Annotated in this window: 25 protein-coding genes and 1 riboswitch; of the genes, 17 read left to right on the top strand and 8 right to left on the bottom strand. The window is 71.2% G+C overall.

Annotated elements, in window-relative coordinates; genetic code table 11:
- Positions 1 to 16 precede the first annotated feature (16 nt).
- Entirely contained in the window at positions 17 to 1,165 is a 1,149-nt protein-coding gene (locus tag MRB58_RS14180; RefSeq protein WP_244777778.1) for a serine hydrolase, read from the top strand.
- A gap of 11 nt (positions 1,166 to 1,176) precedes the next feature.
- Here MRB58_RS14180 and MRB58_RS14175 read toward each other — a convergent pair whose 3' ends face one another.
- Positions 1,177 to 2,817 carry a long-chain-fatty-acid--CoA ligase gene (locus MRB58_RS14175; RefSeq protein ID WP_244777777.1) on the bottom strand — a complete coding sequence of 547 codons (1,641 nt, stop codon included), beginning with the start codon at positions 2,815 to 2,817 and terminating at the stop codon, positions 1,177 to 1,179.
- Between the two features lie 365 nt (positions 2,818 to 3,182).
- On the opposite strand from MRB58_RS14175, the gene MRB58_RS14170 reads away from it, so the two are divergent.
- The 3 genes from MRB58_RS14170 to MRB58_RS14160 all read left to right on the top strand — a co-directional run bounded on the left by MRB58_RS14170 (position 3,183) and on the right by MRB58_RS14160 (position 5,942).
- The gene (locus MRB58_RS14170; protein WP_371747179.1) at positions 3,183 to 4,235 is read left to right on the top strand and encodes an NADP-dependent oxidoreductase; all 1,053 of its coding nucleotides are present in this window, start codon (positions 3,183 to 3,185) and stop codon (positions 4,233 to 4,235) included.
- Positions 4,232 to 4,996 (top strand): SDR family NAD(P)-dependent oxidoreductase, encoded by a 765-nt coding sequence (locus MRB58_RS14165; protein WP_244777776.1) that lies wholly within the window; start codon positions 4,232 to 4,234, stop codon positions 4,994 to 4,996. Before MRB58_RS14170 ends, MRB58_RS14165 begins: the two co-directional genes overlap by 4 nt.
- A 193-nt stretch (positions 4,997 to 5,189) precedes the next feature.
- Positions 5,190 to 5,942, top strand: a complete 753-nt coding sequence (locus MRB58_RS14160) for a phosphoribosyltransferase (protein ID WP_244777775.1) — start codon at positions 5,190 to 5,192, stop codon at positions 5,940 to 5,942.
- A gap of 1 nt (position 5,943) precedes the next feature.
- Here the strand turns inward: MRB58_RS14160 and MRB58_RS14155 are convergent, their stop codons facing one another.
- From MRB58_RS14155 to MRB58_RS14130, 6 genes are all read right to left on the bottom strand, one after another.
- Complete coding sequence (locus tag MRB58_RS14155) at positions 5,944 to 6,999, bottom strand: P1 family peptidase (RefSeq protein ID WP_244777774.1); 1,056 nt, start codon at positions 6,997 to 6,999, stop codon at positions 5,944 to 5,946.
- Between the two features lie 120 nt (positions 7,000 to 7,119).
- Positions 7,120 to 8,163, bottom strand: coding sequence for an L-idonate 5-dehydrogenase (locus MRB58_RS14150; protein ID WP_244777773.1), 1,044 nt, complete (start codon positions 8,161 to 8,163; stop codon positions 7,120 to 7,122).
- Between the two features lie 11 nt (positions 8,164 to 8,174).
- Positions 8,175 to 9,452 carry a TRAP transporter large permease gene (locus tag MRB58_RS14145; RefSeq protein WP_244777772.1) on the bottom strand — a complete coding sequence of 426 codons (1,278 nt, stop codon included), beginning with the start codon at positions 9,450 to 9,452 and terminating at the stop codon, positions 8,175 to 8,177.
- Positions 9,452 to 9,961: a TRAP transporter small permease gene (locus MRB58_RS14140; protein ID WP_244777771.1), complete on the bottom strand. Its 510-nt coding sequence runs from the start codon at positions 9,959 to 9,961 to the stop codon at positions 9,452 to 9,454. Before MRB58_RS14140 ends, MRB58_RS14145 begins: the two co-directional genes overlap by 1 nt.
- A 61-nt stretch (positions 9,962 to 10,022) precedes the next feature.
- Positions 10,023 to 11,000 (bottom strand): TRAP transporter substrate-binding protein, encoded by a 978-nt coding sequence (locus MRB58_RS14135; RefSeq protein ID WP_244777770.1) that lies wholly within the window; start codon positions 10,998 to 11,000, stop codon positions 10,023 to 10,025.
- Positions 10,997 to 11,746, bottom strand: a complete 750-nt coding sequence (locus tag MRB58_RS14130; protein ID WP_244777769.1) for a GntR family transcriptional regulator — start codon at positions 11,744 to 11,746, stop codon at positions 10,997 to 10,999. Before MRB58_RS14130 ends, MRB58_RS14135 begins: the two co-directional genes overlap by 4 nt.
- A gap of 103 nt (positions 11,747 to 11,849) precedes the next feature.
- On the opposite strand from MRB58_RS14130, the gene uxuA reads away from it, so the two are divergent.
- From uxuA to MRB58_RS14065, 12 genes are all read left to right on the top strand, one after another.
- Positions 11,850 to 13,058: a mannonate dehydratase gene (uxuA, locus tag MRB58_RS14125; RefSeq protein WP_244777768.1), complete on the top strand. Its 1,209-nt coding sequence runs from the start codon at positions 11,850 to 11,852 to the stop codon at positions 13,056 to 13,058.
- A complete protein-coding gene (locus tag MRB58_RS14120) occupies positions 13,055 to 14,527 on the top strand; it encodes a mannitol dehydrogenase family protein (RefSeq protein ID WP_244777767.1) in 1,473 nt (490 codons plus the stop codon). Before uxuA ends, MRB58_RS14120 begins: the two co-directional genes overlap by 4 nt.
- A gap of 69 nt (positions 14,528 to 14,596) precedes the next feature.
- Positions 14,597 to 14,797: riboswitch (cobalamin riboswitch) on the top strand.
- 120 nt (positions 14,798 to 14,917) lie between these two features.
- Positions 14,918 to 16,837: a TonB-dependent siderophore receptor gene (locus tag MRB58_RS14115; protein WP_244777766.1), complete on the top strand. Its 1,920-nt coding sequence runs from the start codon at positions 14,918 to 14,920 to the stop codon at positions 16,835 to 16,837.
- A 47-nt stretch (positions 16,838 to 16,884) separates the two neighbouring features.
- Positions 16,885 to 17,712, top strand: coding sequence for an ABC transporter substrate-binding protein (locus MRB58_RS14110; RefSeq protein ID WP_244777765.1), 828 nt, complete (start codon positions 16,885 to 16,887; stop codon positions 17,710 to 17,712).
- A complete protein-coding gene (locus MRB58_RS14105) occupies positions 17,709 to 18,710 on the top strand; it encodes an iron ABC transporter permease (RefSeq protein ID WP_244777764.1) in 1,002 nt (333 codons plus the stop codon). The genes MRB58_RS14110 and MRB58_RS14105 overlap by 4 nt, the downstream gene beginning before the upstream one ends.
- On the top strand, positions 18,707 to 19,489 hold the full coding sequence (locus tag MRB58_RS14100) for an ABC transporter ATP-binding protein (RefSeq protein WP_244777763.1): 783 nt from the start codon (positions 18,707 to 18,709) through the stop codon (positions 19,487 to 19,489). Before MRB58_RS14105 ends, MRB58_RS14100 begins: the two co-directional genes overlap by 4 nt.
- Positions 19,490 to 19,569: 80 nt before the next feature.
- Positions 19,570 to 20,823 carry a GTP-binding protein gene (locus MRB58_RS14095; protein ID WP_244777762.1) on the top strand — a complete coding sequence of 418 codons (1,254 nt, stop codon included), beginning with the start codon at positions 19,570 to 19,572 and terminating at the stop codon, positions 20,821 to 20,823.
- A gap of 169 nt (positions 20,824 to 20,992) precedes the next feature.
- A complete protein-coding gene (locus tag MRB58_RS14085) occupies positions 20,993 to 21,412 on the top strand; it encodes a Fur family transcriptional regulator (protein ID WP_305853203.1) in 420 nt (139 codons plus the stop codon).
- Positions 21,413 to 21,498: 86 nt separating this feature from the next.
- Positions 21,499 to 22,143: a DUF2796 domain-containing protein gene (locus tag MRB58_RS14080; RefSeq protein ID WP_244777761.1), complete on the top strand. Its 645-nt coding sequence runs from the start codon at positions 21,499 to 21,501 to the stop codon at positions 22,141 to 22,143.
- Positions 22,144 to 22,146: 3 nt separating this feature from the next.
- Positions 22,147 to 22,854, top strand: a complete 708-nt coding sequence (locus MRB58_RS14075; RefSeq protein WP_244777760.1) for an ABC transporter ATP-binding protein — start codon at positions 22,147 to 22,149, stop codon at positions 22,852 to 22,854.
- On the top strand, positions 22,851 to 24,104 hold the full coding sequence (locus MRB58_RS14070; protein ID WP_244777759.1) for an ABC transporter permease: 1,254 nt from the start codon (positions 22,851 to 22,853) through the stop codon (positions 24,102 to 24,104). The genes MRB58_RS14075 and MRB58_RS14070 overlap by 4 nt, the downstream gene beginning before the upstream one ends.
- Before the next feature lie 11 nt (positions 24,105 to 24,115).
- The gene (locus tag MRB58_RS14065; RefSeq protein WP_244777758.1) at positions 24,116 to 24,655 is read left to right on the top strand and encodes a DUF3299 domain-containing protein; all 540 of its coding nucleotides are present in this window, start codon (positions 24,116 to 24,118) and stop codon (positions 24,653 to 24,655) included.
- On the opposite strand, the gene MRB58_RS14060 is transcribed toward MRB58_RS14065, so the two are convergent.
- Positions 24,646 to 25,560: a LysR family transcriptional regulator gene (locus MRB58_RS14060; protein ID WP_244777757.1), complete on the bottom strand. Its 915-nt coding sequence runs from the start codon at positions 25,558 to 25,560 to the stop codon at positions 24,646 to 24,648. The two genes, MRB58_RS14065 and MRB58_RS14060, sit on opposite strands and share 10 nt — an antisense overlap.
- An 80-nt stretch (positions 25,561 to 25,640) precedes the next feature.
- Between MRB58_RS14060 and MRB58_RS14055 the strand changes: the two genes are divergently transcribed.
- Positions 25,641 to 26,513 (top strand): oxidoreductase, encoded by an 873-nt coding sequence (locus tag MRB58_RS14055; protein ID WP_256461672.1) that lies wholly within the window; start codon positions 25,641 to 25,643, stop codon positions 26,511 to 26,513.
- Positions 26,514 to 26,774: the final 261 nt, after the last annotated feature.

The raw sequence follows: 26,774 nt of genomic DNA, 5'->3' as shown, positions 1-26,774 counted from the left end.
GGCGCGAACCGGGCCGGTGTCGCTGACGCGGCGGCACCTGATGGCGGCGCTGCCGCGTGTCGCCGCCGTCGCGGGCACGGCGTCCCGCCTGCGCTTCGCACCGCGCGGCTTCGCCCTGGCGGCGGCGCCCGCCGGCGCGGCGTCGGCACGAACGGAAGCGGAGAACGGCATGGAGACGCTCGGGGACCGGATCGACCACGCCCACACCTCCGGTGTTCTGGCGGATGTGCACGCCATCCTGGTGCGGCGCGGCGCGCGGACGGTGGCGCGCTACTTCAGCGGGGCGGACAACGCCTGGGGCCGCGATCTCGGCACGGTGACGTTCGGCCCGCAGGTCCTGCACGACCTGCGCTCGATCACCAAGAGCGTCGTGTCGCTGCTCTATGCGGTCGCGCTGGAGCGGGGCGAGGTGCCGCCGCCGGACGCCCCGCTGCTGGCGCAGTTCCCCGCCTATGCCGACCTCGCCGCCGAGCCGCCGCGCGCGGCCTGGACCGTCGCCCACGCACTCGACATGACGATGGGCACGCACTGGAACGAGGATCTTCCATATTCCGACCCGAACAACAGCGAAATCGCGATGGAGCGGGCGCCGGACCGGTTTCGCTTCGTCCTCGACCGACCGCTCGCCGCAGCTCCGGGGACCGAGTGGCGCTACAACGGCGGTGCCACGGCGCTGATCGGCCACCTGATCGAGCGCGGCATGGAGATGGACCTGCCGAGCGCGGCGCGGCGGCACCTGTTCGACCCGTTGGGGATCGAGACCACCGAATGGGTCCGCGGGGCGGACGGAACGGCGTCGGCTGCATCGGGCCTGCGGATGACGGCGCCGGACCTGGCGAAGATCGGCCGACTGGTGCTGGACGGCGGCGTGTGGGACGGTCGCCGGGTGGTGCCGGCCGACTGGATCGCCTCGCTGGCGACCCCGGCGGCACACACCCCGTTCGGCCTCGGCTACGCGCGGCAGTGGTACACCTCCGAGCAGCCGGTCGACGGCGGCGCCGCGGTCGCGCCCATGCTCTCCGGCATGGGCAACGGCGGCCAGCGTCTCTTCGTGTTGCCCGGCCTGGACCTGGTGGCGGTGCTGTTCTGCGGCCGCTACGACCAGCCCGACCAATGGCTGAACCCGGTGATCGTCCTCCAACGCCTGATCCTGGCGGACGTTTAGACCGCCTCCGCTCAGCTCGCCGCGGCCTTCTCGCCCGGCAGCTCATAGTCCTTGAAGTTCTGACGCAATGTCAGCTTGGAGACCTTGCCGGTCGCCGTCAGCGGCAACTCGGTCACGAAGACCACGTCGTCCGGGAGCTGCCACTTGGCGAGGTGCTGCGACAGCAAGTCGATCAGTTCGGCCTTGGTCGGCGGGTCGCCGGCGGGGGTCACCACCAGCAGCGGCCGCTCGTCCCACTTGGGGTGCGGCACGGCCACGACCGCGCAATTGGCGACCTTCGGGTGACCCATGACGATGTTCTCGAGGTCCAGCGAGGAGATCCACTCGCCGCCGGACTTGATGAGATCCTTGGCGCGGTCGGTGATCGTCAACACGCCGTCGGGCGAGATGTGGGCGACGTCGCCGGTGCCGAACCATCCCTCCGCGTCCATCGCCTTGGCGGTGGCGTCCGCGTTCTTGTAGTAGCCGGCGACGACGGTGTTGCCGCGCACGTGAAGCTCGCCGACCGTCTTGCCGTCGTGCGGCAGGCGCTTGCCGTCCTCGTCGACGATCTTGAAGTCCACGCCGTAGACGCGGCGGCCCTGACGCGACTTCCAGTCGAGCAACTTGTCCTTCGGCCAATCGTCCATCGAGGCGATCTGCGTTCCGGTGGTCCCGATCGGGCTCATCTCGGTCATGCCCCAGGCGTGGCACACGTCGACGCCGAGGTTCTCGAACTTCTCCACCATGGGCCGCGGCGCCGCCGACCCGCCGACGACGAGGTGGCCGAACCCCTCCGGCTTCCTGCCTCGCTTGTCGATCTCGTTCAGCAAGCCGAGCCATACGGTCGGCACGCCCCAGGCGGAGCGGACCTTCTCGGCGTCCATCAGCTCGTAGACGCTGGGCCCGTCGAGCTTCGGGCCCGGGAAGATCAGCGAGCAGCCGGTGATCGGCGCGGTATAGGGCGTCCCCCAGGCATTGACGTGGAAGAGCGGCACGACCGGCATCAGCCGATGTCCCGGCGCGAAGACGCCCGGCATGGAGATCGGCACGATCAGGGTGTGCATCACCATGGACCGGTGGGTATAGAGCGCACCCTTGGGGTCGCCCGTGGTGCCGGAGGTGTAGCACAGGCCCGCGGCGGTGTTCTCGTCGAACTCGGGCCAGTCGATGCTGGTCGGCTGCCCCTCCAGCAGTTCCTCGTAGCATAGCGCGCCGAGGGAATTCTCGGGCATGTGCGCCCGGTCGGTCATGATGACGTAGGTGAGGCTCGCCGGCAGCTGGTTCTTCAGCTTCTCCAGGATCGGCACGAAGGTGAGGTCGACGAAGAGCACCTTATCCTGCGCGTGGTCGACGATGTACGTCATCTGCTCGGCGGGCAGGCGCGGGTTGATGGTGTGGCAGATCGATCCGATGCCGGAGATGGCGTAGTAAAGCTCGAAATGGCGGTAGCCGTTCCAGGCGAGGGTGGCGACGCGATCGCCGAACTCCACGCCCAGGCCCTGGAGCGCGTGCGCCAGCTGGGCGACGCGGCCGGTCGTCTGCGCGTAGGTCGTGCGGTGGACGTCCCCCTCGCAACGGACCGAGACGATCTCGCTGTCCGGATAGACCTCGGCGGCGAAGGTCAGAATGTCCGCGATCCGGAGCGGACGGTTCATCATCATACCCTTCATCGGGTGCTCTCCCTACAATTCTTGTTGCCGGCGGCCCGCCGGGTCCGAACCTGTCTGTGCTTGATAGCACATTGAACGCAAAGGTCCTTCCGTCCAACCTTCGTCCGCCGACACAGGCGTCGGCCGACTTGTCGCACGTGGTGGCGTGGCCTACCCATTCTGCCGCGCCGGCGCGAGGCGAGCCATGCACATCGGACTGATCGGCGGCGTCGGCGTCGCGGCGACGGTGGTCTATTATCAGCGACGGACGGCCGCGGTCGACGCCAGCGGCCGGCGGCATCGGCTGAGCGCGTGATGCCGCTTGCCGGCACCCGAGGCGAAACTTAGTTTCGCATGCAATGAAACAGAAACGCCTGGAGGCTCCTGTGCCCACACCCATGGAGCGGATCGTGCTCGCCGGCCGACCGCAGGGCTCGCCGACCGAAGCCGACTTCCGCCACGAACACACCGAGCTGCGCGACCCGGCCGAGAAGGAAGTCGCGGTCGAAACGCTGTATCTCTCGCTCGACCCCTACATGCGCGGGCGGATGGACGACGCGAAGTCCTACGCCAAGCCGGTCGACATCGGCGCGACGATGGAGGGCGGCACCGTCGGCCGGGTGATCGCCACCGGCTCGGACCGGTTCGCGGTGGGCGACCTCGTCGTCGGCCAGTTCGGCTGGGCGACGCACGGCGTGTTGCCGGCCAACCAGGTCCGCAAGGCGGCGACCGACTATGCGCCGCCGTCCGCCTCGCTCGGTGTCCTCGGCATGCCGGGCTTCACCGGCTGGTACGGCCTCACCGAGCTGGGCCGGCCGAAGAAGGGCGAGACGCTGGTCGTCGGCGCGGCGACGGGCCCGGTGGGGCAGATGGTCGGCCAACTCGGCAAGGCGCTCGGGATGTACGTCGTCGGCGTCGCCGGCGGGGCCGACAAGTGCCGCTTCGCGGTCGAGGAGCTGGGGTTCGACATGTGCGTCGACCACCGCGCGCAGGCCGATACGCAAGCGATGCGCGTCGCCCTCGCCGAGGCCTGCCCGGACGGGATCGACGTCTACTACGAGAACGTCGGCGGCAAGGTGCTGGAGGCGGTGATGGGGCTGATGAACCCCTTCGGCCGCATCCCGGTGTGCGGCATGGTCGCCTACTACAATCTCGGCGGGCTCGGCATGGGCGACGCGCCCGGACCCAACCTGTTGCCGCGCATGTGGCGCACCATCCTCGTCAACAAGCTGAACGTGCACGGCTTCATCATCATGGATCACTGGGAGCGCTACGGCGACTTCCTGGCCGAGGTCGGGCCGATGGTGAAGGACGGGCGCATCAAGTACCGCGAGGACATCACCGAGGGTCTCGCCAACGCGCCGGCCGCGTTCATGGCGATGCTGAAGGGCGAGAACTTCGGCAAGACGGTCGTCCAGGTAGCGGAGGACGCCGCATGAGGCTGTTCGACCTCTCGGGCAAGACCGCCCTGATCACGGGGTCCACCAAGGGGATCGGCAAGGCGATCGCGGTGGCGATGGCCGAGGCGGGCGCCAGGGTCGTCGTCTCCAGCCGCAAGGCGGACGCTTGCGAGCGGGTGGCGGGCGAGATCCGCGCCGCCGGCGGCACCGCGGTGCCGATTCCGGCCAACGTCTCCAACGACGACGAGATCGACGCGCTGGTGGAGAAGACCACCGCGGAGCTGGGCGCGCCGGACATCCTCGTGTGCAACGCGGCGGTGAACCCCTACTACGGCCCCTTCCTCGACACCCCCGACGACGCGTTCGAGAAGACGATTCGCGTCAACGTCCGCTCCAACATGCGGCTGTGCAAGCTGTGCGTACCGGCGATGCAGGCGAAGAAGGACGGGGCGATCGTCGTCGTCTCGTCGATCGCCGCGTTCAAGGGCTCGGACTATCTCGGCATCTATGCGCTGACGAAGGCGGCCGACGCGCAGCTGGTGCGCAACCTCGCCGTCACCTACGGCAAGGACAACATCCGCGCCAACGGCATCGCACCGGCGCTGGTGAAGACCGACTTCGCGCGGGCGCTCTGGGAAGACCCGGCGCGGGCGCAGAAGGTGGCCGAGAGCTATGCGATGCAGCGACTGGGCGAGCCGGACGACATCGCGGGCGCGGCGGTCTTCTTCGCCTCTCCGGCCGGCGCGTGGACCACGGGCCAGATTCTGCTCGTCGACGGTGGCCGCTCGGTGATGGACTGACGCGCGGCGCGTACGTGACGGGCTCGTGGCGGGCGCGCTATGAGCCGGGGTGCGGGGCGGGCGCTTGTCGCCCGGTCCGCGATCGGCCAAGCGTAGGGCCGCCGCCCGCGCGCCGCACCTTAGCCACGAAGGACACAACCATGCCTCCCCGCCTCGGCCCCTTCCCCGTCAGCGTCCGCCCGGCGGGGCCCGCGTGAGCGCGCCCTCGGTCCTGCCGCACGAGGTGTGGCAGACGCTCTACCCTCCGGGGACGTTCGCCGTCGGCGCCGGCGTGGAGTTCGACACGGTCTACCCCGCGACGCTGCCGGACGGGCGGCAGATCGCGCTGCCCATCCGCGCCCTGCCGGACAGCGGCGGCAGCCGGGCCGTCGCCTCGCTGATCATCCACCAGGCCGCCTTCGCGGTGGAGGACGCGCTCGCCGACGTGATGGCCGAGCGGCTCGCCCCTTTCGCGCCGGACGTCGTCGTCTCGGTCCCGTCGCTGGGGCTGACGCTGGGGCAGGCGGTGGCACGGCGGCTCGGCCACTCGCGCCTGGTCGCGCTCGGGACCACGCGCAAGTTCTGGTACGACATGGAGCTGTCCGAGCCCTCGTCGTCGATCTCCAGCGCCCGCGCGCCCAAGATGCTCTACCTCGACCCGCGCATGCGCCCGCTGCTGGAAGGCCGCCGGATCGCGCTGGTGGACGACGTGGTGAGCACCGGATCGTCGCTCGGCTCGGTGCTGCGGCTCCTGGCCAAGGCGGAGGTGACACCCTGCGCCCTGGCCGTGGCGATGACCCAGACGGACCGCTGGCGCGCCCTGCCGGAGCTGGCGGCGGCCGGACTGGGCGATCGCGTCGTCTCCGCCTTCGCGACGCCGCCGCTGGTGCGCACCCCCTCCGGTCTCTGGCGCGCCGAGACGTCCGTGCACGGGCAGGACGCCCTCCCCGCGGCGCCGGCGGGCTAGCTCAGCCGGCGGCGCGGCGCGTGCGGTAACCGGGCACTCCGCCGAGGTCGTCCGCCGCATATACGCCGCGCGCGGCCGCGCGCGTCACCGTATCGGCCGCCATTGCGCCCAGGCGCAGCAGCGTGACCAGGCGATCCGTCTCCGGGATCGCGACCTTCCCGGTGGAGACGACGAAGATCGTGTCCCCGTCGACGTGGGAGTGGATCGGACGCAGCGCACGGGCGAGGCCGTCCTGGGCCATGATGGCGATGCGCCGTGCCTCCGACGCGGTGAGGACGAGATTGGTGGCGAGGATGCCGAGCGTGGTGTTGGCGCCGGCCGCCGTCCCCTCGACGCCCGGCCGGCAACCGGCGAACGGGCTCTGCGCGGCGGCACCGTTCGCCGGCAGCGCGTCCTGATGGCCCAGTTCGTCCGCCAGCTCGTAGGGTGCGGCCCACAATGTGGTGGTGCCGGGCGCGACGGCCGAGCCGAAGGCGTTCACCGCCACCATCGCGCCGACCTGCATCTCGCCGAAGATCGCGCTCGCCGAGCCGAGGCCGCCTTTGAGGTCGCCCACCAGCGCGCCCATGCCGGCGCCGACGTTGCCGAGTGCGAAGTCCGCCGCCGCGTTCTCGCACGCTTCGATACCCCAGGCGCGATAGGGCGGGATTTCCCCCCACGCCTTGTCGCCGCCGTTGGCGAGATCGAACAGCACCGCGCCCGGCACGATGGGCGACACGCGCGGCGTCGCGCCCAGGCGGAAGCCGCGGTCCCGCGCGCCGAGCCACGCCACGGCACCCGACGCCGCGTCGAGCCCGTAGGACGAGCCGCCGCTGAGGACGACGGCGTCGATGGTGTCGACGAGGCAGGAGGGATCGAGAAGGTCGGTTTCGCGGGTGCCGGGGGCGCCGCCGCGCACGTCCGCCGCCGCGACGGCGCGCGTGTCGGTCAGGAGTACGGTGGTGCCGCTGCGGACCGCGGTGCTGCCGGCGTGGCCGACGGTGATACCGTCGACGTCGGTGATCAGGTTGCGGGGGCCGGGGGCGATCACGGGCGCGGGTCCCGGATCGTGCGGCATGGGCCTCGCCGAGAATGGATCATGGCTCGGCCTCCCCGCCGCTCATATCGTCGTCGCGGCAATATGAGCGGGCCGGTCGGGCGCTGTAAAGCGGCCGCGCCGGGGGCCGGCGGCGGTGGGTCAGGCCGCGAAGGTGAGGTGCACCTTGACCGCCTGCGTGCGGTCGCCGGCCTTGGCGAAGGCGGCGGTGGCCTCCTCCAGCGGAACGCTGGGGGAGATCATCGGCGTCAGGTCGATCCGGCGGGAGGAGATCATCACCACCGCCTGGGCGAACTCGGCGTGGAAGCGCTGCGTGCCCTGGTAGCGGATTTCCTTGCTCACAAGGAGGTTGATCGGCACCGGAAGATCGCCGGTCACGCCGACCTGCACGATGGTCCCGCGCGGGCGGACCGAGGCGATGGCGGTGCGAATCGCGGGCGCGGCGGCCGAGCACTCGAACGCGGTGTCGAAGTACCCCTTGTCGGCGGCGTAGGCCTCCATCGCGGCGGCGTCGCGCGCGACGTTGACGGTACGCGTCGCGCCCATCCCGGCGGCGGCGGCGAGCGGCACGTCCTGAAGGTCGGTGACGACGACCTCGGCCGCGCCGCCTTCCAGCGCCACCGCAGCGCACAGGACGCCGATCGGCCCGGCGCCGGTCACCAGCACGCGCTTGCCGGCGACGTCGCCGGCCTGGTTGCGGGCGTGCAGACAGACGGCGAGCGGCTCGGAGCAGGCCGCTTCTTTCATGGTCACGTCGCCGGCCACCGGGACGCACTGCGCGGCGTCCACCACGATGCGGTCGCGAAAGAGGCCTTGCTCGTGCGGCAAACGCATCGCCGAGCCGCTGAAGCGCATGGCGAGGCAGTGCGTCGGCATCCCCTCGGCGCAGTAGGCGCAGCGGCCGCAGGGCCGGCTGGGGTTGATGGCGACCCGGTCACCGGCGGCGAGCCCCGTAACACCGGGGCCGACGTCGACGACGACGCCCGACGCCTCGTGGCCGAGGATGATCGGCTCGCGCACCCGGACCGGCCCGAAGCCGCCGTCCTGGAAGTAGTGCAGGTCCGAGCCGCAGATGCCGCCGGCGGCGATCGCCACCAGCGCCCCGCCGGCGCCGGGTGCGGCGACGCTCTCGGTCTCGATGCGGATGTCGTTCCGCCCGTAGAGCCGGCACACGCGCGTTTCCATGACAGCCGCTCCTATGGCGTGAGGACGGACGGCAGCCAGGTCGCCAGCGGCGCGAAGTAGGACACCGCGAAGAGGACCAGGATGTTCGTCACCAGGAAGGGTACGATCGCCACCACCACCGGCGCCAGGGGCAGCCGCGCGATTCCGGCGCAAACGAAGAGGCACACGCCCACCGGCGGGGTGGTGAGGCCGATCATCAGGTTGAGGACCGCGAAGGTGGCGAAGTGCAGCGGGTCGATGCCGACGGCGGTCGCCAGCGACAGGAGCGGCACGAAGAGGATGATGAGCGCCGCGATGGTCTCCATGAACATGCCCACGAAGAGGAGAAGCAGGTTGATGAGGAGGATCACGACGAACTTGTTGTCGGTGATCGACAGCACCCCGTCGGCGATCATCTGCGGGATGCGCTCGGAGACGAGGATCCAGCCGAAGACGTTGGCGAACCCGACCAGCGCCAGGATGCCGGCGGCGGACACCGCGCTGTCGACCAGGATCTTCGGCAGTTCGCGCAACGGCAGCTCGCGGTAGATGAAGGCGCCGACGACGAAGGCGTAGACCGAGGCGATGATGGCGGTCTCGGTCGGCGTCGAGAGGCCGGAGAGGAGGCCGTAGATGATGAGGAAGGTCATCGCCAGCGCCCACACCGCGCCGCCGAAGGAGCGCACCACCTCGCCCCCGCCCTGCCAGGGCTGGTGCGGGAACTTCTTGCGCACGGAGATGATGTAGCACGTCACCATCATGGCGAGGCCCATGAGGATGCCCGGCACGGCGCCCGCCAGGAACATCTTGCCGACCGAGATGCCCGACAGCGCGCCGACGATGATCATCGGCACCGAGGGCGGAATGATCGGCCCGACGGTGGACGACGCGGCGGTGACGGCGGCGGAGAAGTCGCCCGGGTAGCCGGCTTTCTTCATGCCGGGGATCATCACGCCGCCGATGGAGGCCGCGTCCGCGACCGCGGTGCCGGTGATGCCGCCGAACAGCATCGAGGCGGCGATGTTGGTGAGGCCGAGGCCGCCGCGGATCCACCCGACCAGCGCGTTGGCGAAGCGGATGATGCGCTGCGTGATGCCGCCGCGGTTCATCAGATTGCCGGCGAGGATGAAGCCGGGGATCGACAGGAGGACGAAAACGTCCATCCCCGCATACATCTTCTGCGGCATCACCACCGGCGGGATCCCGGCGACGAGGAGGTAGGCGAGCGAGGACAGACCCAGCGTGATCGCCACCGGGATGCCCGCGATCAGGCCGCCGATGAAGACCAGGAAGAGGATGGCGACGTCCATCAGGAGAGGTCCTCGGAGGCGTTGCGGGGGGCGCCGTCCTCGGTGCCGGCGAGCATGCCGACGATGCGCAGCACCGCGAAGAGGGCGAGCAGCGCCAGGAGCAGCCAGACGGTGAAGTGGACGTAGTGCATGCGGATGCCGAGGGCGGGCGAGGTCTGCATGCTGCCGATCGACGTGAAGCGCCATGCGCCGGCGAGGAGGTAGAGGGCGAGGCCCGCCGTCGCGACGGCGGCGACCAGGCGCAGCACCCAGGGAATCCTGCCCGGCAGCGACTCGCAGACGACGTCGACGTTGACGAGGTCGCCGGAGCGGAAGGCGAGGCCGGCGCCGAACGCGACGAGGTAGAGGAGCGCGTAACGCGTCAGCTCCTCGGTCCACACCGGGCCGGCACCGGTGAAGCGGCCGACCACCTGGATCATCACCGTGGCGATCAGGACCGCGAACGCGAGACCGACGCCGATGCGGGCCAGCACGACGAACGCGCCGATGATATGGCCGATGACCTTCATGTCCCCTCCCCGAGCGGGCCGGCCGGAGCCGACCCGTCGTTGTTGCCTCATGCCGCGCCGCTTACTGCGCGAACAGCTCCTCGACGATCGGCTTGATCTCGTCGTTGACGTTGGCGAGCACGGCGTCCTTGGCCGCCGCCTGGAAGGCCGGACCGTCGACCTCGACGAAGGTCATGCCGTTCTCTTCCAGGTACTCGCGGTCGGCCGCCAGCGACTCCTCGAAGAGACCGCGCTCGTACTCCTGCGCGCGGGCGGCCGCTTCCATCACCGCGTCCTTGTCCGCGTCGGAGAGCTGGCTCCAGGTCAGCTCGGAGATGGTGAGGTAGATCCACGAGCGGACGTGCTCGGTCATGTTCACGTGGCTCTGCACCTCGTTGAAGGAGGCCGAGCGGATGAGGGCGAGCGGGTTCTCCTGCGCCTCGATGGTGCCGTTCTGCAGCGAGGTGAAGACCTCGGAGAAGGCCATCGGGCCGGGCTGCGCGCCGAGGGCCGACCACACGTCGACGAAGAGCGGCACGTTGGGGACGCGCATCTTCAGGCCGTCGAGGTCGGCCGGGGTCTTGATCGGGCGGTTGGAGGTGAGGTCGCGCGGGCCGCGGGCGAAGTAGGCGATCGGGCGGATCTGCGCCTTCTCGACGATCTGCGCCTCGATCTGGTCGCCGATCTCGCCGCTCGCCACTTCGTCCATGTGCTCGATGGACTTGTAGGCGTAGGGGACCGCCAGGAGGGCCGCCATCGGCGCCCAGTTCTGCAGGCTCTCACCGGTGATCGTCATGTCGACGGTGCCGAGCTGCATGCCGTTGATGAGGTCGATTTCCTTGCCGAGCGACTCGTTGGGGAACACCTCGACGGTGATGCGCCCGTCGGTCAGCGCCTCGAGCTCCTCGGCGAACTTCACCGAGGCCTTGTGCCAGGGGTTGTCCTCGTTGGCGAGGTGGCCAAGCTTGAGCGTCTTGTCCTGGGCCATGGCGGGCGCCGCCAGGATGCCGGCGGCGACGAGCGCCGCGGCGAAGCCTTTCAGTCGGTTGCTGAAGGTCATGAGTTTCCTCCTCCGTGGAATGGTGCGTTGACCGGTTCGGGGAGATCCCCCTCCGGCATCTGGTCGAACAGCTCCGGATGGCTGCGCAGGATCTGCGGCAGGTCGCGGAGAACTTCGCGCAGGTGGACGCGGATCGCGCCCTCCGCGCCGCCGACGTCGCCGGCCTCGATCCGGTCGACGACGGCGATGTGCTGGGTCAGCAGGCGGTTGAGCGGGAACTGGCCGAGCGCGAGGTAGCGCACCCGGTCCATCTGCGCCTTGAGGCCCTGGATGACGCGCCAGGCGCCGGCCTTCCCCGCCCCCTCGGCGAGGGTGCGATGAAACGTCTCGTCGAGGTGGATGAAGCCGGCGGGATTGGTCGAGGCGACGTCGCGTTGCAGCGCGATCTGCCGGCGCAGCTCGCGCACCAGCGCAGGGTCGGCGAGCGAGGCGACCAGGCGCACGATGTCGGACTCCACCGCTTCGCGCAGGAAGCGGGCGTCGTGCACGGCGTTGTAGGCGATCTTGGTGACGATCGAGCCGCGCTGCGGGCGGATCGCCATCAGCCCTTCCTCGGCGAGCTTGATGAAGGCCTCGCGGACCGGCTGACGGCTGATGTCGTAGCTGAGCGCGATCTCGGTCTCGGAGATCTTATGTCCGGGCGTGAGGTCGCCGAGGATCACCCGCTCGCGCAGGATCCGGTGGATCTGCGGGGCGATCGGCTGGGAGGGATCCAGCGCCCATTGGGGTTGCACGTCCGCGAACATCGCCTCTCCTGAAGACGGGCGCTGCGTTACCATACTTCCATACTAGTCAGCAACGCGGCAAAATGCTGATACAAGGCGCGACGTGCCGAAAGGGGATCTCACGATGCAGCAGACATGGCGCTGGTTCGGGCCGCGCGACCGCGTGTCCATCGACGACGTACTTCAGGCCGGCGTCGAGGGCGTCGTGTCGGCCCTCCATCACGTGCCGACCGGCGCCGTCTGGACCCCCGAGGAGATCGCCCAGCGCCAGCGCGAGATCGGCACCATGGCCGACGGCGCCCCATCGGGCCTCGCGTGGGCCGTGGTGGAGAGCCTGCCCGTCTCGGAGGACATCAAGAAGCAGCAGGGCGACTGGCGGGCGCATCTGGACGCCTACCGGCAGTCGCTGCGGCACCTCGCGGCCGCGGGTATCGAGGTCGTCTGCTACAACTTCATGCCGGTGCTGGACTGGACCCGGACCGACCTCGCCTTCCGGCTGCCGACCGGCGCCACCTGCATGCGGTTCGACCTGATCGACTTCGCCGCGTTCGACCTCCACATCCTTCAGCGCCCCGGCGCCAAGGAGGACTTCGACGATGCGCTCCAGGCCGCCGCCGCGAAACGCTTCGCCGGTATGAACGAGGCGGCGCGCGAGGCTCTGACGGGCAATGTCGTCTTCGGCCTGCCCGGCGCGGCGGAGACGATGTCACTGGAGGACGTGCGCGGCCACCTCGCGCAGTACGCGACGATGCCGGAGGAGACGCTGCGCGCCCACCTCGTCGACTTCCTGGCCGAGGTGGTGCCGACGGCCGAAGAGCTGGGCCTGCGTCTGTGCTGCCACCCCGACGATCCGCCCTTCCCGTTGCTCGGCCTGCCGCGGGTGATGTCGACCGAGGCACACTACGAGACGGTGATGGACGCGGTGCCGAGTGCGGCGAACGGGATCACGCTGTGCTCCGGCTCGCTGGGCGCGCGGCCGGACAACGATCTGCCGGGCATGATGGAGCGGCTCGGAGACCGGGTGCACTTCCTGCACCTGCGCAACGTCACGCGCGAGACGGCCGACATCCGCGGCTCGTTCTACGAGGCCGAGCACCTCGGCGGCGACACCGACATGGTCGCCCTCGTGGAGGCGGTGCTGAAGGAGGAGGCGCGCCGGCGGGCGGCCGGGCGGGCGGACGCTTCCATCCCCTTCCGCCCCGACCACGGACAGGACATCCTCGACGATCTCGGCCGCCGGGCACAGCCGGGCTATCCGTCGATCGGCCGCCTCAAGGGTCTGGCGGAGCTGCGCGGCGTGATGCGCGCGCTCGAGCCGCGGATCACCGCGTGAGCCCGCGCCTCACCGCCACCGACGACCTGCCGAGCGCCGTCGCGCGGCCCGCCTACCGGCGAGAGGCGCACGGGGTCGGCATCGTGCACCTCGGCCTCGGCGCGTTCCACAAGGCGCACCAGGCGGTGGCGACGGACGACGCGCTGGCGGCGGCGGGCGGCGACTGGCGCATCGCCGGCGTCAGCCTGCGCAGCACCGCCCCGTCCGAGGAGCTGACGCCGCAGGGCGGGCTCTACACGCTGATCGAGCGTGACGCGGACGGCACGCGCGCCCGCGTCGTGGGCGCGATCGCCGAGGCGCTGGCGCTCACGACCGACCGGCAACGGGTGCTGGACGTCCTGTGCGCACCGCAGACGCGGATCGTGACGCTCACCGTGACCGAGAAGGGCTACGGGGTCGACCGCGAGGCGGGGGGCGTCGACCTCTCCCATCCGGCGATCGCCGCCGACCTCGCCGGCCCGGACGCGCCGGTCGGCGTTGCGGGTCTCCTGGTGTGGGCGCTCGGCCGGCGGCGCGCTGCAGGGGTGGCGCCGTTCACGGTGCTGACGTGCGACAATCTTCCGGAGAATGGCCGTGTGGTGCGCGGGCTCCTGGTGGACTTCGCCCGCCGCACCGCGCCGGACCTCGCGGACTACATCGCCGCCGAGGTCGCCTTCCCCGCCACCATGGTCGACCGGATCACCCCCGCCCGCGGCCCAGAGACGCTGGCGCTCGCCGAGACGCTGACCGGCCACGAGGACGCCGCTGCGGTGGAGACCGAGGCGTTCACGCAGTGGGTGATCGAAGATCGCTTCCCCTCCGGGCGCCCGGCGTGGGAGGCGAGCGGCGCGATCTTCGTCGACGACGTGCGCCCCTACGAGGACATGAAGCTGCGCATGCTCAACGGCGCGCATTCGATGCTCGCCTATGCCGGCTTCGTCGCCGGCCACGCCCATGTGCGCGACGTGATGCAGGATGCACCGCTGGTCGCACTCATCCGCCGCCATCTCACCGCCGCGGCCGCGACGCTGGAGCCGGTGCCTGGGGTCGACCTGGAGCGCTACGCGGACGACCTCCTGGCGCGCTTCGCCAACCCGCACCTCGCACATCAGACCTACCAGATCGCGATGGACGGCTCGCAGAAGATGCCGCAACGCATCTTCGCGCCGGCGCTGGAGGCGATGCGGCGCAACCAGTCGCTCGCCCCGTTCGCCTTCGCCGCCGCGGCGTGGCTGCGCTACACGCGCGGTCGCGGCGAGGACGGCACGCGCTACGCCCTGCGCGACCCGCGTGAAGCGGCGCTCGCCACCGACGCGGCCGACGCGGAGGCGATCGTCGCCCACGTCGAGGCGATCGCCGGCCTCGTCCCGCCGGCGCTGGCGGCGAGCGCGGCGTGGCACGGCGCTGTCGTCGAGCGGCTCGGGCGCATGCTGGCACAGGGCATGACGGCGGCGATCCGGCACGAGGCGGACGGCGCGGCGGCCCGCTGAGCGCCAGTGTCAAAAATCGCACACCGGGCGGCGGGGCGCGCCGCGTCATTGCGCGCCGCCGACACAGGGTGAATACTGCGCCGCGACGGTTCCTCAGCGAGGATCAAAAGGGAACGCAGTGACGGCTCCGGCCCGAAGCTGCGGCTGCCCCCGCAACTGTGAGCGGTGACGTCGGCGTCGATCATGCCACTGGGCCAGTCCGGCCTGGGAAGGCGACGCCGGACGGACGACCCGTGAGCCAGGAGACCTGCCGTCACATCGCGGTCACACGCGGGATCGTCGGACGGGGTGTGTCGACGGGAGATGATCGAATCGAACGTGCCCGAGGTGGTGCGCGCGGGTCGGCCTTCGTTCGCGGTGACGTTCCGATACGTGCCGCATGAGGTCCCAATGCGCGATCCGTCCCTCGGCTCCACGAGCCGAATTGCCTTCTTTTGCGCCGCTGCGCTCCTGCCTCTCTCCCGCCCCGCGACGGCGCAGACCGCCCCGCCCATCCAGCTCGACGAGGTCGTCGTCACGCCCAACCTGACACCGACCGAGACCCGCGCCGTCGGCAGCGCCGTCACCGTGATCGACAGCACCGAGCTGGACGAACGGCAGGTCCGTGTCGTCTCGGACGTGTTGCGCACGGTGCCCGGCGTCACCGTCGGCCGCAGCGGTCCGACCGGCGGGTTGACGCAACTGCGCCTGCGCGGCGCCGAGGCCAACCAGACGCTTGTCCTCATCGACGGCATCGAGGTCAACGACCCGGCGAGCGGCTCGGAGTTCGACTTCGCGCACCTCCTCGCCCAAGGCGTCGAGCGGATCGAGGTGCTGCGTGGGCCGCAGAGCGCGCTCTACGGGTCGGACGCGATCGGCGGCGTGGTCAACATCGTCACCAAGCGGGGGACGGGCGCGCCGACGGTGGCCGGCTTCGCCGAGGGGGGCTCGCAGGGGTTCGCCTCGGGGGCGATGTCGGCCGGCGGCGCGGTCGGCAAGTTCGACTACTATGCGAGCGCCGGCGGACTGCGGACCGACGGCGTCTCCAGCGCCGCGGCGTGGAACGGGAACGACGAGGCGGATGGCTACCGCAACCTCACGGCGTTCGGCAAACTGGGTTTCCAGCCGCTCGACATCCTGCGCTTGGACGCGGTCGGCCGGGTGACCGACTACCGCGCCGAGAGCGACGACTTCCTCGGCGGGGTCGGTCCGGTGGACGGGGACGGCGGGTCGGAGGGGCTTCAGCTCTTCGGCCGGGTCGACGGGCGGCTGGCGCTGTTCGACGGCCGCTGGCGCCAGCGCGTCGGGATCGCCCGCTCCCACTTCGACAACGACTATCTCGCCGGCGACGTCGTCACCAGCACCAGCATCGGCGACCGCACCAAGATCGACTACCAGTCGGACCTGGGGCTGACGTCCGCGTTCCTGGTCCCCGCGCGCCACGACCTCACGCTTCTCGTGGAGCACCAGCGCGATGCGGCGGACACCGCGTCGAGCTATTCGGCGTTCGATCGCTCGGTCGAGCAGACGAGCCTCGCCGGCCAATACCGGCTCGGCCTGTGGGACGACCTCTTCCTCACCGGCAGCGTCCGGCACGACTGGAACGACCGCTTCGCCGACGACACCACCTTCCGCCTCACCGCCGCCTACACGTTCGACGCGACCGGCACGAAGCTGCGCGCCAGCTACGGCACAGGGGTGAAGAACCCCACTCTCTTCGAGCTGTACGGCTATACCGACACCTACCGCGGCAACCCGGATCTGACGCCGGAGTCGGCGCAGGGCTGGGACGTCGGCGTCGATCAATGGGTCTGGCGCGAGCGACTGCTGCTGCAGGCGACCTACTTCAACCAACGCATCAGCGATCTGATCCAGGGGACCGGGCAGACGTCGATCAACGTCGCCGGCACCTCGACGATCCAGGGTGTGGAGCTGGGGTTGATGGCGACCCCGCTCGCCGACCTCACCCTGCGCGGCAGCTACACCTACACCCCTGGCGAGGATGCCACGGGCCGGCGCCTGGTGCGCCAGCCGGCGCATCAGGCGAGCCTCGACGTCGACTATCGCTTCTGGCACGACCGGGCGTCCATCAACCTGGGCGTGACCTATACCGGCGAGCAACAGGACCTTTTCTACAATGCCGACTACACGACCCGGCGCGTGACCTTGGACGATTTCGTGCTGATCGACGTGGCCGCCACCTACGACATCGGCCCGAACGCGCAAGTCTATGGCCGCGTGGAGAACCTCCTCGACACACGCTACGAGGAGGTCGCCGGCTACGGCAGCAAGGGGATCGGCATCGTGGCCGGCCTGAAGCTCGCCTTCTGATGCGCGGGCGGGGGCCGTCCCCTCGGCGGGGCGAGCGGCTGGGCGCGGTGCTCGCGGCGTCGTTCGTGCTCGCGGGAGCGGCCGCCGCCCAAGCGCCGCAACGGATCGTCTCGATGAACCTGTGCGCCGACGAGTTGCTGCTGCGCCTCGCGCCGGAGCGGGTCGTCTCGGTGACGTGGCTGTCGCAGGATCCGGCGGTGTCGACCCTCGCGGCGGCGGCGCGGCGGCGCGTCGCCAACCACGGTCAGGCCGAAGAGGTCGTCGCACTGGCGCCGGACCTCGTGGTCGCGGGCCGGTACACCACGGCGACCGCCACCGCCTTCCTGCGGCGCCTCGGCGTGGAGGTCGCGCTCGTCGACCCGCCGGCCACGCTCGCGGCGGCGCGCGCCACGATCACGCGCCTCGCCGACCGGATCGGCGCATCGGAGCGGGGGGCGGCCCTGGTCGCGCAGTTGGATCGCGGCGTGGCGGCGGTGGCGGCCGACGGTGCGCCGCCGCGCGCGATCGTCCTCGACCCCAACGGCTTCACGGTCGGCGCCGGGTCGCTGGTGGCGGAGCTGATGGCACGGGCCGGCCTCGCCAACGTCGCGCCGGAACTGGGGATCGAGAATTATGGCCGGCTCCCCCTGGAGGCGATCGTGACGGCAGGGATCGAGGTGCTGATCGTCGACGCGGAGGCCGGCGAGGTCCCCGCGCTCGCGACCGAACTCCTGGCGCACCCGGCGCTGCGGCGATTGGGGCGGCGGATCGTGACCGCATCGGTGCCCTCGCGGCTGTGGACCTGCGCGGGCCCGCAACTGGGCGAGGCGGTGCGGATCCTGGCCGATGCCGCGCATGCCGCGCGTGTCGCGCGCCGCGGCGAGGCCGGGCGGTGAGCGCGGCGCCCGGCCGTCTGCGCGCCCTCACCGCGGGCCTCGCGGCGCTGACCATCGCGCTCTTCGCCGCCTCCACCGCCATCGGCTATGCCCCGCTCGACCTCGTCGCGGCGTTCGGCGACTGGGCGGCCGGGCGGGAGAGCGTGGCACGGATCGTCCTCGTCGAGCTGCGGCTGCCACGGGCGCTCGTGGGGGCTCTGGTGGGGTTCAGCCTCGGCATCGTCGGCGCGGCGATGCAGGGGCTCCTGCGCAATCCGCTGGCGGACCCCGGCATCATCGGCATCTCCGCAGCTGCCGCGCTCGGCGCGGTTCTGTCGTTCTACTCCGGCCTCGCGGGCGCCTTCGCGCTGGCCCTGCCGCTGGGGGGGATCGGCGGCGCCTTCCTCGCCACGTTCGCCGTCTACGCGCTCGCCGGACGCGGGACGGGGACGATGGGGCTGATCCTCGCCGGGGTCGCGCTGTCGAGCCTGTGCGGAGCGCTGACGGCGCTGGCCCTCAACCTCGCCCCCAACCCCTACGCCGCGCTCGAGATCGTCTTCTGGCTGATGGGCTCGCTGGCGGACCGGAGTTGGGAGCACGTCGCGCTCGCCGCGCCGCTGATGGCGCTCGGATGGGCTGTCACCCTCGGCGCCGCACCGGCGCTCGACGCGCTGACGCTGGGCGAAGAGACCGCCGAGAGCCTCGGCTTCCGCCTCTCCGCGTTGCGGCTGAAGATCGTCGCCGGAGCGGCGCTGGCGGTCGGGAGCGCGGTGGCGGTCTCCGGTTCGATCGGCTTCGTCGGCCTCGTCGCGCCGCACCTGATGCGCCCGCTGGTGGGGCACCGTCCGGGGCGGCTCCTGGTGGTGAGCGGCCTCGCCGGCGCGGCGCTGGTGCTGGCGGCCGACACCGCGGTCCGCCTCCTCCCAATACGGCCGGAGCTGAAACTCGGCGTCGTCACCGCGCTGCTCGGCGCGCCGTTCCTGTTGCTCTTGATCCTGCGACTGAGGCGCTCGGCATGACGCGGCTGATGGCGAGCGCGGTGAGCGTGGCGCGGGGCGGGCGGACGGTCCTCTCCGGCGTGGACCTCGCGCTGGCGCCGGGCGAGATCGTCGGCCTGATCGGGCCGAACGGCGCCGGTAAATCGAGCCTCCTGCGGGTGCTGGCGGGCCTCGCGCGGCCGGCGGGCGGGACGGTGCTGGCCGGCGACCGGCCGGTGGCGACGCTCGCCCCGCGGATCCGGGCCCGCACCATCGCCTACCTCGCCCAGGGCGCCTCGATCGACTGGCCGATCCGGGTCGACGAAGTCGTCGCGCTCGGGCGCCTGCCCTATGCCTCGCGCTTCGGTGCCGGTGCCGATGCGGCGCACGCGGTCGCCGCGGCGATGGACGCCGCCGGGGTCGCCGCGCTGGCCGGGCGGCGGGCGGACACGCTGTCGGGCGGTGAGCGGATGCGCGTCCTGCTGGCACGGGCGTTGGCGGTGGGCGCGCCGTTCCTACTGGCGGACGAACCCCTGACGGCGCTCGACCCGCACCACCAGTTGCAGGCGATGGAGCTGCTGCGCCGGACCGCCCGCGCCGGCACCGCCGTCACCATCGTGCTCCACGACCTGACGCTCGCCTCCCGCTTCTGCGACCGGTTGGTGCTGCTCGCGGAGGGCCGGGCACTGTGCGCCGGTTCCCCGGAGCAGGTGCTGACCGACGCACGGATCGCCCGCGCGTTCGGCGTGTCGCTGGTCCGCGGCGAGGTGGCGGGCGAGCGGTACGTCCTGCCGTGGGAGAGAACCCCGGCCACGCCCTGACCGTGTCGGCGCGCCCGGGCGATCGCTTGCGCCACCGACCGTCGACTTCTAATGTTATATTATAACACATGGAGGTCGCGATGATCGCAGAGGCAATGGACTTGGGAACGAGGCGCGGAGCGGGCGGGCGGCTGCCGGTGACCGTGCTGTCCGGCTTCCTCGGCGCGGGGAAGACGACGCTCCTCAATCACATCCTGAACACCCGCGACGGGCGACGAATCGCGGTCATCGTCAACGACATGAGCGAGGTGAACATCGACGCCGACCTCGTGCGCGCGGGCGGCGGCGACCTGTCGCGGACGGACGAGACCCTCGTGGAGCTGACCAACGGCTGCATCTGCTGCACCCTGCGCGACGACCTGCTGGCCGAGGTTCGCCGCCTTGCCGAGGCCGGCCGGTTCGACCATCTCGTCATCGAGGGGACCGGCATCGCCGAGCCGCTCCCGGTCGCAACGACCTTCGAGTACCGCGACGAGCACGGCGCCTCTCTCTCCGACGTCGCACGGCTCGACACGATGGTGACCGTCGTCGACGCCGCGAACCTCCTGCGCGACTATGCCAGCCACGACTTCCTCCGGGACCGGGGCGAGGTCGCCGGTGCCCTCGACGCGCGCACGCTGGTCGACCTCCTCGTCGACCAGATCGAGTTCGCCGACGTCATCGTCCTCAACAAGATCGGCATGGTGGATGCGGAGGCTCGCGCGGCAGTCCGCGCGGTGATCGGCGCGCTCAACGCCGACGCGCACGTGATCGAGACCGACTTCGGCCACGTCGCCCTCGGCGACGTCCTCGACACGCACGCCTTCGATTTCGCGCGCGCCCGGGCACACCCGCGCTGGTACAAGGAGCTGCACGACTTCGCCGACCATGTGCCGGAAAGCGAGGAATATGGCGTGTCGAGTTTCGTCTACCGTGCGCGGCGGCCGTTCCATCCGCAGAAATTCGCCGCCTTCACCGCGCGCGCCTTCCCCGGCCTGATCCGCGCGAAGGGGCTCTTCTGGCTGGCGACGCGACCGGCCTGGGTCGCCGAGTTCAGCCTCGCGGGGGCCATGTGCCGGACCGGGGCGATGGGCCTGTGGTGGGCGTCGGTCCCGCGCGAGCGCTGGCCGGAGAGTTCCGAATGGCGAGCGATGATGCGGCGGCATTGGGCGCTCGGCTGGGGCGACCGGCGCCAGGAGCTGGTCTTCATCGGCCGCGCGATGGACGAGGCCGCGATCCGCGCCGCGCTGGACGACTGCCTCCATGGCGCCACGGACGGGACCGAGTTCGATCCCGACGCCTATCGCCACCTGCCCGACCCCTTCCCCCGCTGGGGCCGAGCCGATGTGGCCTGACGCGCGCCGTCCTCCAACCTTGTGACATCGCCGTGCCCTCCCTCCACCGGAGCGACCGGGCGGGACGCGCTACGCCGGAGGAGGAGGCGAGAGCGCTGTTGCTCGGCGATGCCGGGAGGCGACATTATATGGTCCTCGTGGCTGCGGCCGTGTGTGTGGAGGATTGGGTATGAAACGCTCTCGCCCGGCGGGACGGAACGTCGAGCAGATCTACGCGGCGCTGCGCACCTGCGGCCGGCCGATGAGCGCCTATCAGGTGCTCGACAGCGTGCGCCCGCACGGGATTTCCGCCCCGCCGACGGTGTATCGGGCGCTGGAGCAACTGGTCGACAAGGGGCAGGTGCACCGGCTCGAATCGATGAACGCCTACATCGCCTGCACCGACCCGCACCACCAGCACGACGTTCCGGTCTTCGCCATCTGCACCGAGTGCAAGGGCACCGAGGAGTTGAACGGCGCCGTGGTGCGCGCGGTGCTCGCCGACCAGGCGGAGCGGGCCGGCTTCACGATGGAGCATGCGACGGTCGAGCTGAAGGGCCGGTGCGCCAACTGCGCCACGACCGAGGGGGACACGGTCACAGTGTCATGAATGTTATATTGTACAACCGAACGGAGTGCGTTAGGAGTCACCGCGAGCACACGGCCACACGTGCCCTTGCGACCGGAGACCCTCCCATGCCGACCAAGTCCCTCATCGCCGCCGCCGCGCTCGCCGGCCTGACCGTCACCGCCGCCGCGCAGGAGCATCGCGAGCTGGGGGCCCACGTCCACGGCGTCAGCACGCTCGACGTCGCCCTGGAAGACGGGACCCTCACCCTCGACCTGCACGCCCCCGGTATGGACATCGTCGGCTTCGAGCACGCGGCGAGCAGCGCGGCCGACAAGGACGCCGTCGCGAGCGCGATCGGCCAGTTCACGCGGCCGGGCGAGCTCTTCCTCCTCGACGATGCCGCGCATTGCCGCCTCGCCGAAGTGGTCGCCCATCTCCACACCGGCGAGCACGACGACGACCACAACCACGCGGGCGAGGAGCACCACGACCACGCCGCGGAGGACCACGCCGAAGACCACGAGGCGCATGCCGAGGACGAGCCTGCGCAGGGCAAGGATGCCCACGCGTCTCGGGAGCACGGCGGTCACAGCGAGTTCCACGCCCGCTACGCCTTCGCCTGCGACGCCCCGGACCACCTCGCGGCCGTCGGCCTCCTCTTCTTCGACGTCTTCGCCAATGCCCAGGAGGTGGAGGCGACGGTCGTGACCGACGCCGGCGCCGCGAAGGCCGAAGTCCGCCGCGACGATCCCACCCTGCCGCTGCGCTGACCCGTGGCCGACCTCGCGCTCGCGCTGCGGGACGTCGTCTTCGCCTATCCGGGCCGGGACGGGTTCGCGCTCACCTGCCCGGCGCTGACCGTCGAGGCGGGCGAGCGGGTCCTCCTCCTCGGCCCGTCCGGCGCCGGCAAGTCGACGCTTCTGGGCCTTATCTGCGGCATCCTCGCCCCGTCCGCCGGGCAGGTCGAGGTGGCCGGCACCGACCTCTCCCGCCTCTCCGCCGGCGCGCGCGATCGCTTCCGCGCCGAGCGCATCGGCATCGTCTTCCAGATGTTCAACCTCCTCCCCTACGCCACCGCACTGGACAATATCCGCCTCGCGCTCGCCTTCGCGCCCGAGCGGCGCAGGCGGGTCGAGGGGCGCGACCGTGCCGAGGCGTTGCGCCTCGCCGCCGCGCTGGGGCTCGACGAGGCGGTCGTCGCGGCGCCGGCCGGCCGGCTCAGCGTCGGCCAGCAGCAGCGCGTCGCGGTCGCCCGCGCGTTGATCGGCTCGCCCCGCCTCGTCGTCGCCGACGAGCCGACCTCCGCCCTCGACGCCTCCGCTCAGGCCGCCTTCCTCGACGTTCTCGCCGCACAGACCAGCGCCGCGCACGCCGGCCTCCTCATGGTCAGCCACGACGCGCGCCTCGCCCCCCAATTCGACCGGGTCGTCGCCCTGACCGACATCGTGCGGACGGAGCGGGCAGGGGCGCGGGCGGCATGATGCTCCTGCGCCTCGCGGCCGCCTCGCTTCTCAATCGCCGGCTGACCGCGCTGCTCACGATCTTCGCCGTGGCGCTCTCGGTCGCCCTCTTCCTCGGCACCGAGAAGATCCGCACCAGCGCAAGAGCCAGCTTCGCCGACACCATCTCCGGCACCGACCTCGTCATGGGTGCGCGCTCGGGCGGGGTGCAGCTCCTGCTCTACGCCGTCTTCCGCATCGGCAACGCCACCAACAACGTCACCTGGGAGAGCTTCGAGGAGATCGCCTCGCGACCCGAGGTCGACTGGGCGGTGCCTCTCTCGCTGGGGGACAGCCATCGCGGCTTCCGTGTCCTGGGCACCACCGACGGCTATTTCGAGCACTACCGCACCCGCGGCGACCGCGCGCTGGAACTCGCCGCCGGCACCCGCTTCGACGACCTGTTCGACACGGTGCTGGGCGCCGACGTCGCCGCCGAGCTCGGCTACGCCGTGGGCGACGAGATCGTCGTCGCCCACGGTCTCGCCTCCTTCACCGCGCATGACGACAAGCCGTTCCGCGTCGCCGGCATCCTGAAGAAGACCGGCACCCCGGTGGACCGCACCGTGCACGTCGGTCTCGCCGCGATCGAGGCGATCCACGTCGACTGGCAGAGCGGGGCGCGGATGCCGGGCGCGGCCGTCTCGGCCGACGCCGTTCGCGGGATGGACCTGCGACCGCGGGCGATCACCGCGGCGCTGATCGGCGTGAAGTCCCGCCTTCAGATCTTCACCCTGCAACGCGCGATCAACGAATATCGCGCGGAGCCGCTGCTGGCCGTCCTCCCCGGCATCGCGCTGCAGGAGCTTTGGGGCATCGTCGGCGTCGCGGAGACGGCACTGACGGTGGTGTCGGCGATGGTGGTGGCGACCGCGCTCCTCGGCCTCGCGACGATGATCCTCGCCTCGCTCAACGAGCGGCGGCGCGAGATGGCGATCCTGCGCGCGCTCGGCGCCCGCCCCCGCACGATCCTCACGCTGCTGGTGACCGAGGCAGGGTTGATCTGCCTCGCCGGCGTCGCGGCGGGCGCTGGGCTCCTCTATGCCGGCCTCTTCGCGCTGCGGCCGATGATCGACAGCGCGTTCGGCCTCTACCTCGCCATTGCCCCGCCGACCGGTGCCGAATGGCTGATGCTCGCGGCCGTCGTCGGCGCCGGCGTCCTGATCAGCCTCGTTCCGGCGGTGCGGGCTTACCGCATGTCGCTGGCCGATGGCATGAGCGTCAAAACCTGAGGGAGCCACCGATGCGCACCATCCTCGCCACCGTCCTCGCCGCATTCGTCGGCCTCGCCGGGCCTGGGGCCGCCGGCGCCGAGCCGATCGCGATCGATTGGGGCGACCTCATCCCGCCGGCGGCCGCCGCCGCGCCGGATCCCGTCGACGAGATGGAGCGGCGGCTCGGCCTCACGCCGCAGGACCGCCGGTTGACGACGCCGCGCGGCCTCGTCCAGCACGGCCAGCTCGGCGACGTGCCGGGCGGCGTCGACGTGGTGCACACCTATGACGGTCGGACGGTCAGCCTCTCCGGCTTCGTCATCCCGCTCGACTATACCGCCGAGGGGGTCACGAGTTTCATGCTGGTCCCGTTCGTGGGCGCCTGCATCCATGTGCCGCCCCCGCCGCCCAACCAGCTGGTGTTCGTCACCAGCGACCGGCCGGTCGGCATCCGCGGCCTCTTCTCGGCCTACACCGTCACCGGAACCTTCGGCACGATGACGACCGAGACCGACCTCGCGCGCGTCGGCTACGTCATGACGGCCGACGCGGTGACGCCCTACGACTGACCCCGTTCCTCGCGGATCAGGTCGACGAACGCGCGCAGCGGGCTCGGCATGAAGCGGCTCGGATAATAGAGCTTCGGCCCGTCGAAGGCAGGCCACCAGGACTGGAGCACCGGGACGAGCCGACCGTCCGCGAAACTCGGCTCCAACCAGTTGCGGAAGGTGCCGATCAGTCCGGCCCCGGCGATCGCGTGGCCGATCCCGGCCGCGACGGCGGTGGTGCTGAGGATCAGCCGCGCGCGGGGCTGCGCCTCGAACACCCGGTCTCCCTGCTCCAGCTCCCAGCGCGTCAGCGCGCCGCTGCCGAATCGGAAGAGAATGCCGTCGTGCGCCGGCAGCTCGCACGGGTGCCGTGGCACGCCGCGCCGCTCCAGGTAGCCCGGCGCCGCGGCCACCGCGAACTGCTGCCGCCGCGGGCCGAACGGCACGGCGATCATGTCCTGCTCCAGCGCCTCGTCGTAGCGCACGCCCGCGTGACAGCCCGCGGCGATCGCATCGACGAAACGGTCGTCGACGACCAGCTCCACCTCGACATCCGGGTGACGGGCGAGGAAGCGGTCGACGACGGGCGGCAGGATGTCGATCATGACGGCGCCGGGCACGTTGAGGCGGAGCGGCCCGCGCACGACCGTCCCGTCGGTCCGCGCCATCTCCAGCGCCTGCCGGGCCTCCGAGACCAGCGGCCGCACCCGCTCCTCGAGTGCCAACCCCACCTCGGTCGGCCGGACGCTGCGGGTGGTGCGGGCGAACAGCGGCGAGCCGATCTGCGCCTCCAGCCGGGTCACGGTGGCGCTGACGGTCGAGGGGGCGCGGCCCAGCCGCTTGGCGGCGGCGCGAAAGCCGCCATGCTCGGCGACGGCGAGGAACACCGTGAGGTCGTCCAGCGGGAAGGCGTCATTGTTCGCCATACCGAACAACCTATTCGGTTGCGCCTCGATACTCCAGCCAGACCGATCGCCTACCTGCATCGTCATCCAACGAGGTGACCATGAGCGACCAGATCCAAGCATCCGCCGCCGGGCGGTTTCAGTTCCCCGGCACCGACATCGTCGTCAACCGCATGGGCTACGGGGCGATGCAGCTCGCCGGCCCGCACGTCTTCGGCCCGCCCGCGGATCCGGACGAGGCCCGCGCCGTGCTGCGCGAGGCGATCGCCCTCGGCGTCGACCATATCGACACCAGCGACTTCTACGGCCCGCACGTCACCAACACGCTGATCCGCGAGGCGCTCGCCCCCTACCCGGACGACCTCACGCTCGTCACCAAAGTCGGCGCCTGGCGCGACGATGCCGGCAACTGGAACCTCAGGCGCGACGCGGATTTCCTGCGCCGGTCCGTGGAGGACAACCTGCGGCGGCTGGGCCTGGCGGCGATGGACGTCGTCAACCTGCGCATGGGCGGCCCCGAGGACGACATCGCCGCGCCGATGCGGGCGATGAAGGCGTTGCAGGACGACGGACTGGTGCGCCACATCGGCGTGAGCACGGTGACGGCGGACCAGCTGCGGGCGGCGCGCGACATCGCGCCCATCGTGTGCGTGCAGAACCACTACAACCTGGTTCAGCGCGAGGACGACGCACTGATCGACACGCTGGCCGAGGCCGGCATCGCCTATGTCCCCTACTTCCCGCTCGGCGGCTTCTGGCCGATCCAGATGGAAGGCCTGACGCGCATCGCCGAACGGCTCGGCCGATCCAAGCAGCAGGTCGCCCTCGCCTGGCTGCTGCAACGCAGCCCCAACATCCTCGTCATCCCCGGCACGTCGACGCGCGCGCACCTGCGCGACAACGTCGCCGCCGCGGCCCTGACGCTGGACGACGCGACGATGGCGGAGCTGAACGGCCTTCACGCGGCGCGCTGACGGCGCCCTCTCGCCTCCCGCGGGGCCGTCGGCGCCCCCGCGGGAGGACCCCGCACCACGGCCTCGGAGAACGACGCCGTGCGATGCGCGAAGCCCCGCGTGATTCCCGGCGGGGCCCAAACGCAGCTTTTTCCTGCGCGCTGATATGAAATTTCCTTCTTTCCTCATCGCGCCGCTGCACGCAATTTGTGCGGGCCTAAAGAAACGCCACATCCGCCCTGGCAAGGCTCCCCGTCGGCGCTGCGCCGGAGGGAGGTCCGA

Source organism: Acuticoccus sp. I52.16.1 (genome assembly GCF_022865125.1).
GTDB lineage: Bacteria > Pseudomonadota > Alphaproteobacteria > Rhizobiales > Amorphaceae > Acuticoccus.
The sequence above is the reverse complement of the archived record's forward strand: the minus strand, read 5'-3'. Positions and strand labels throughout refer to the sequence as shown.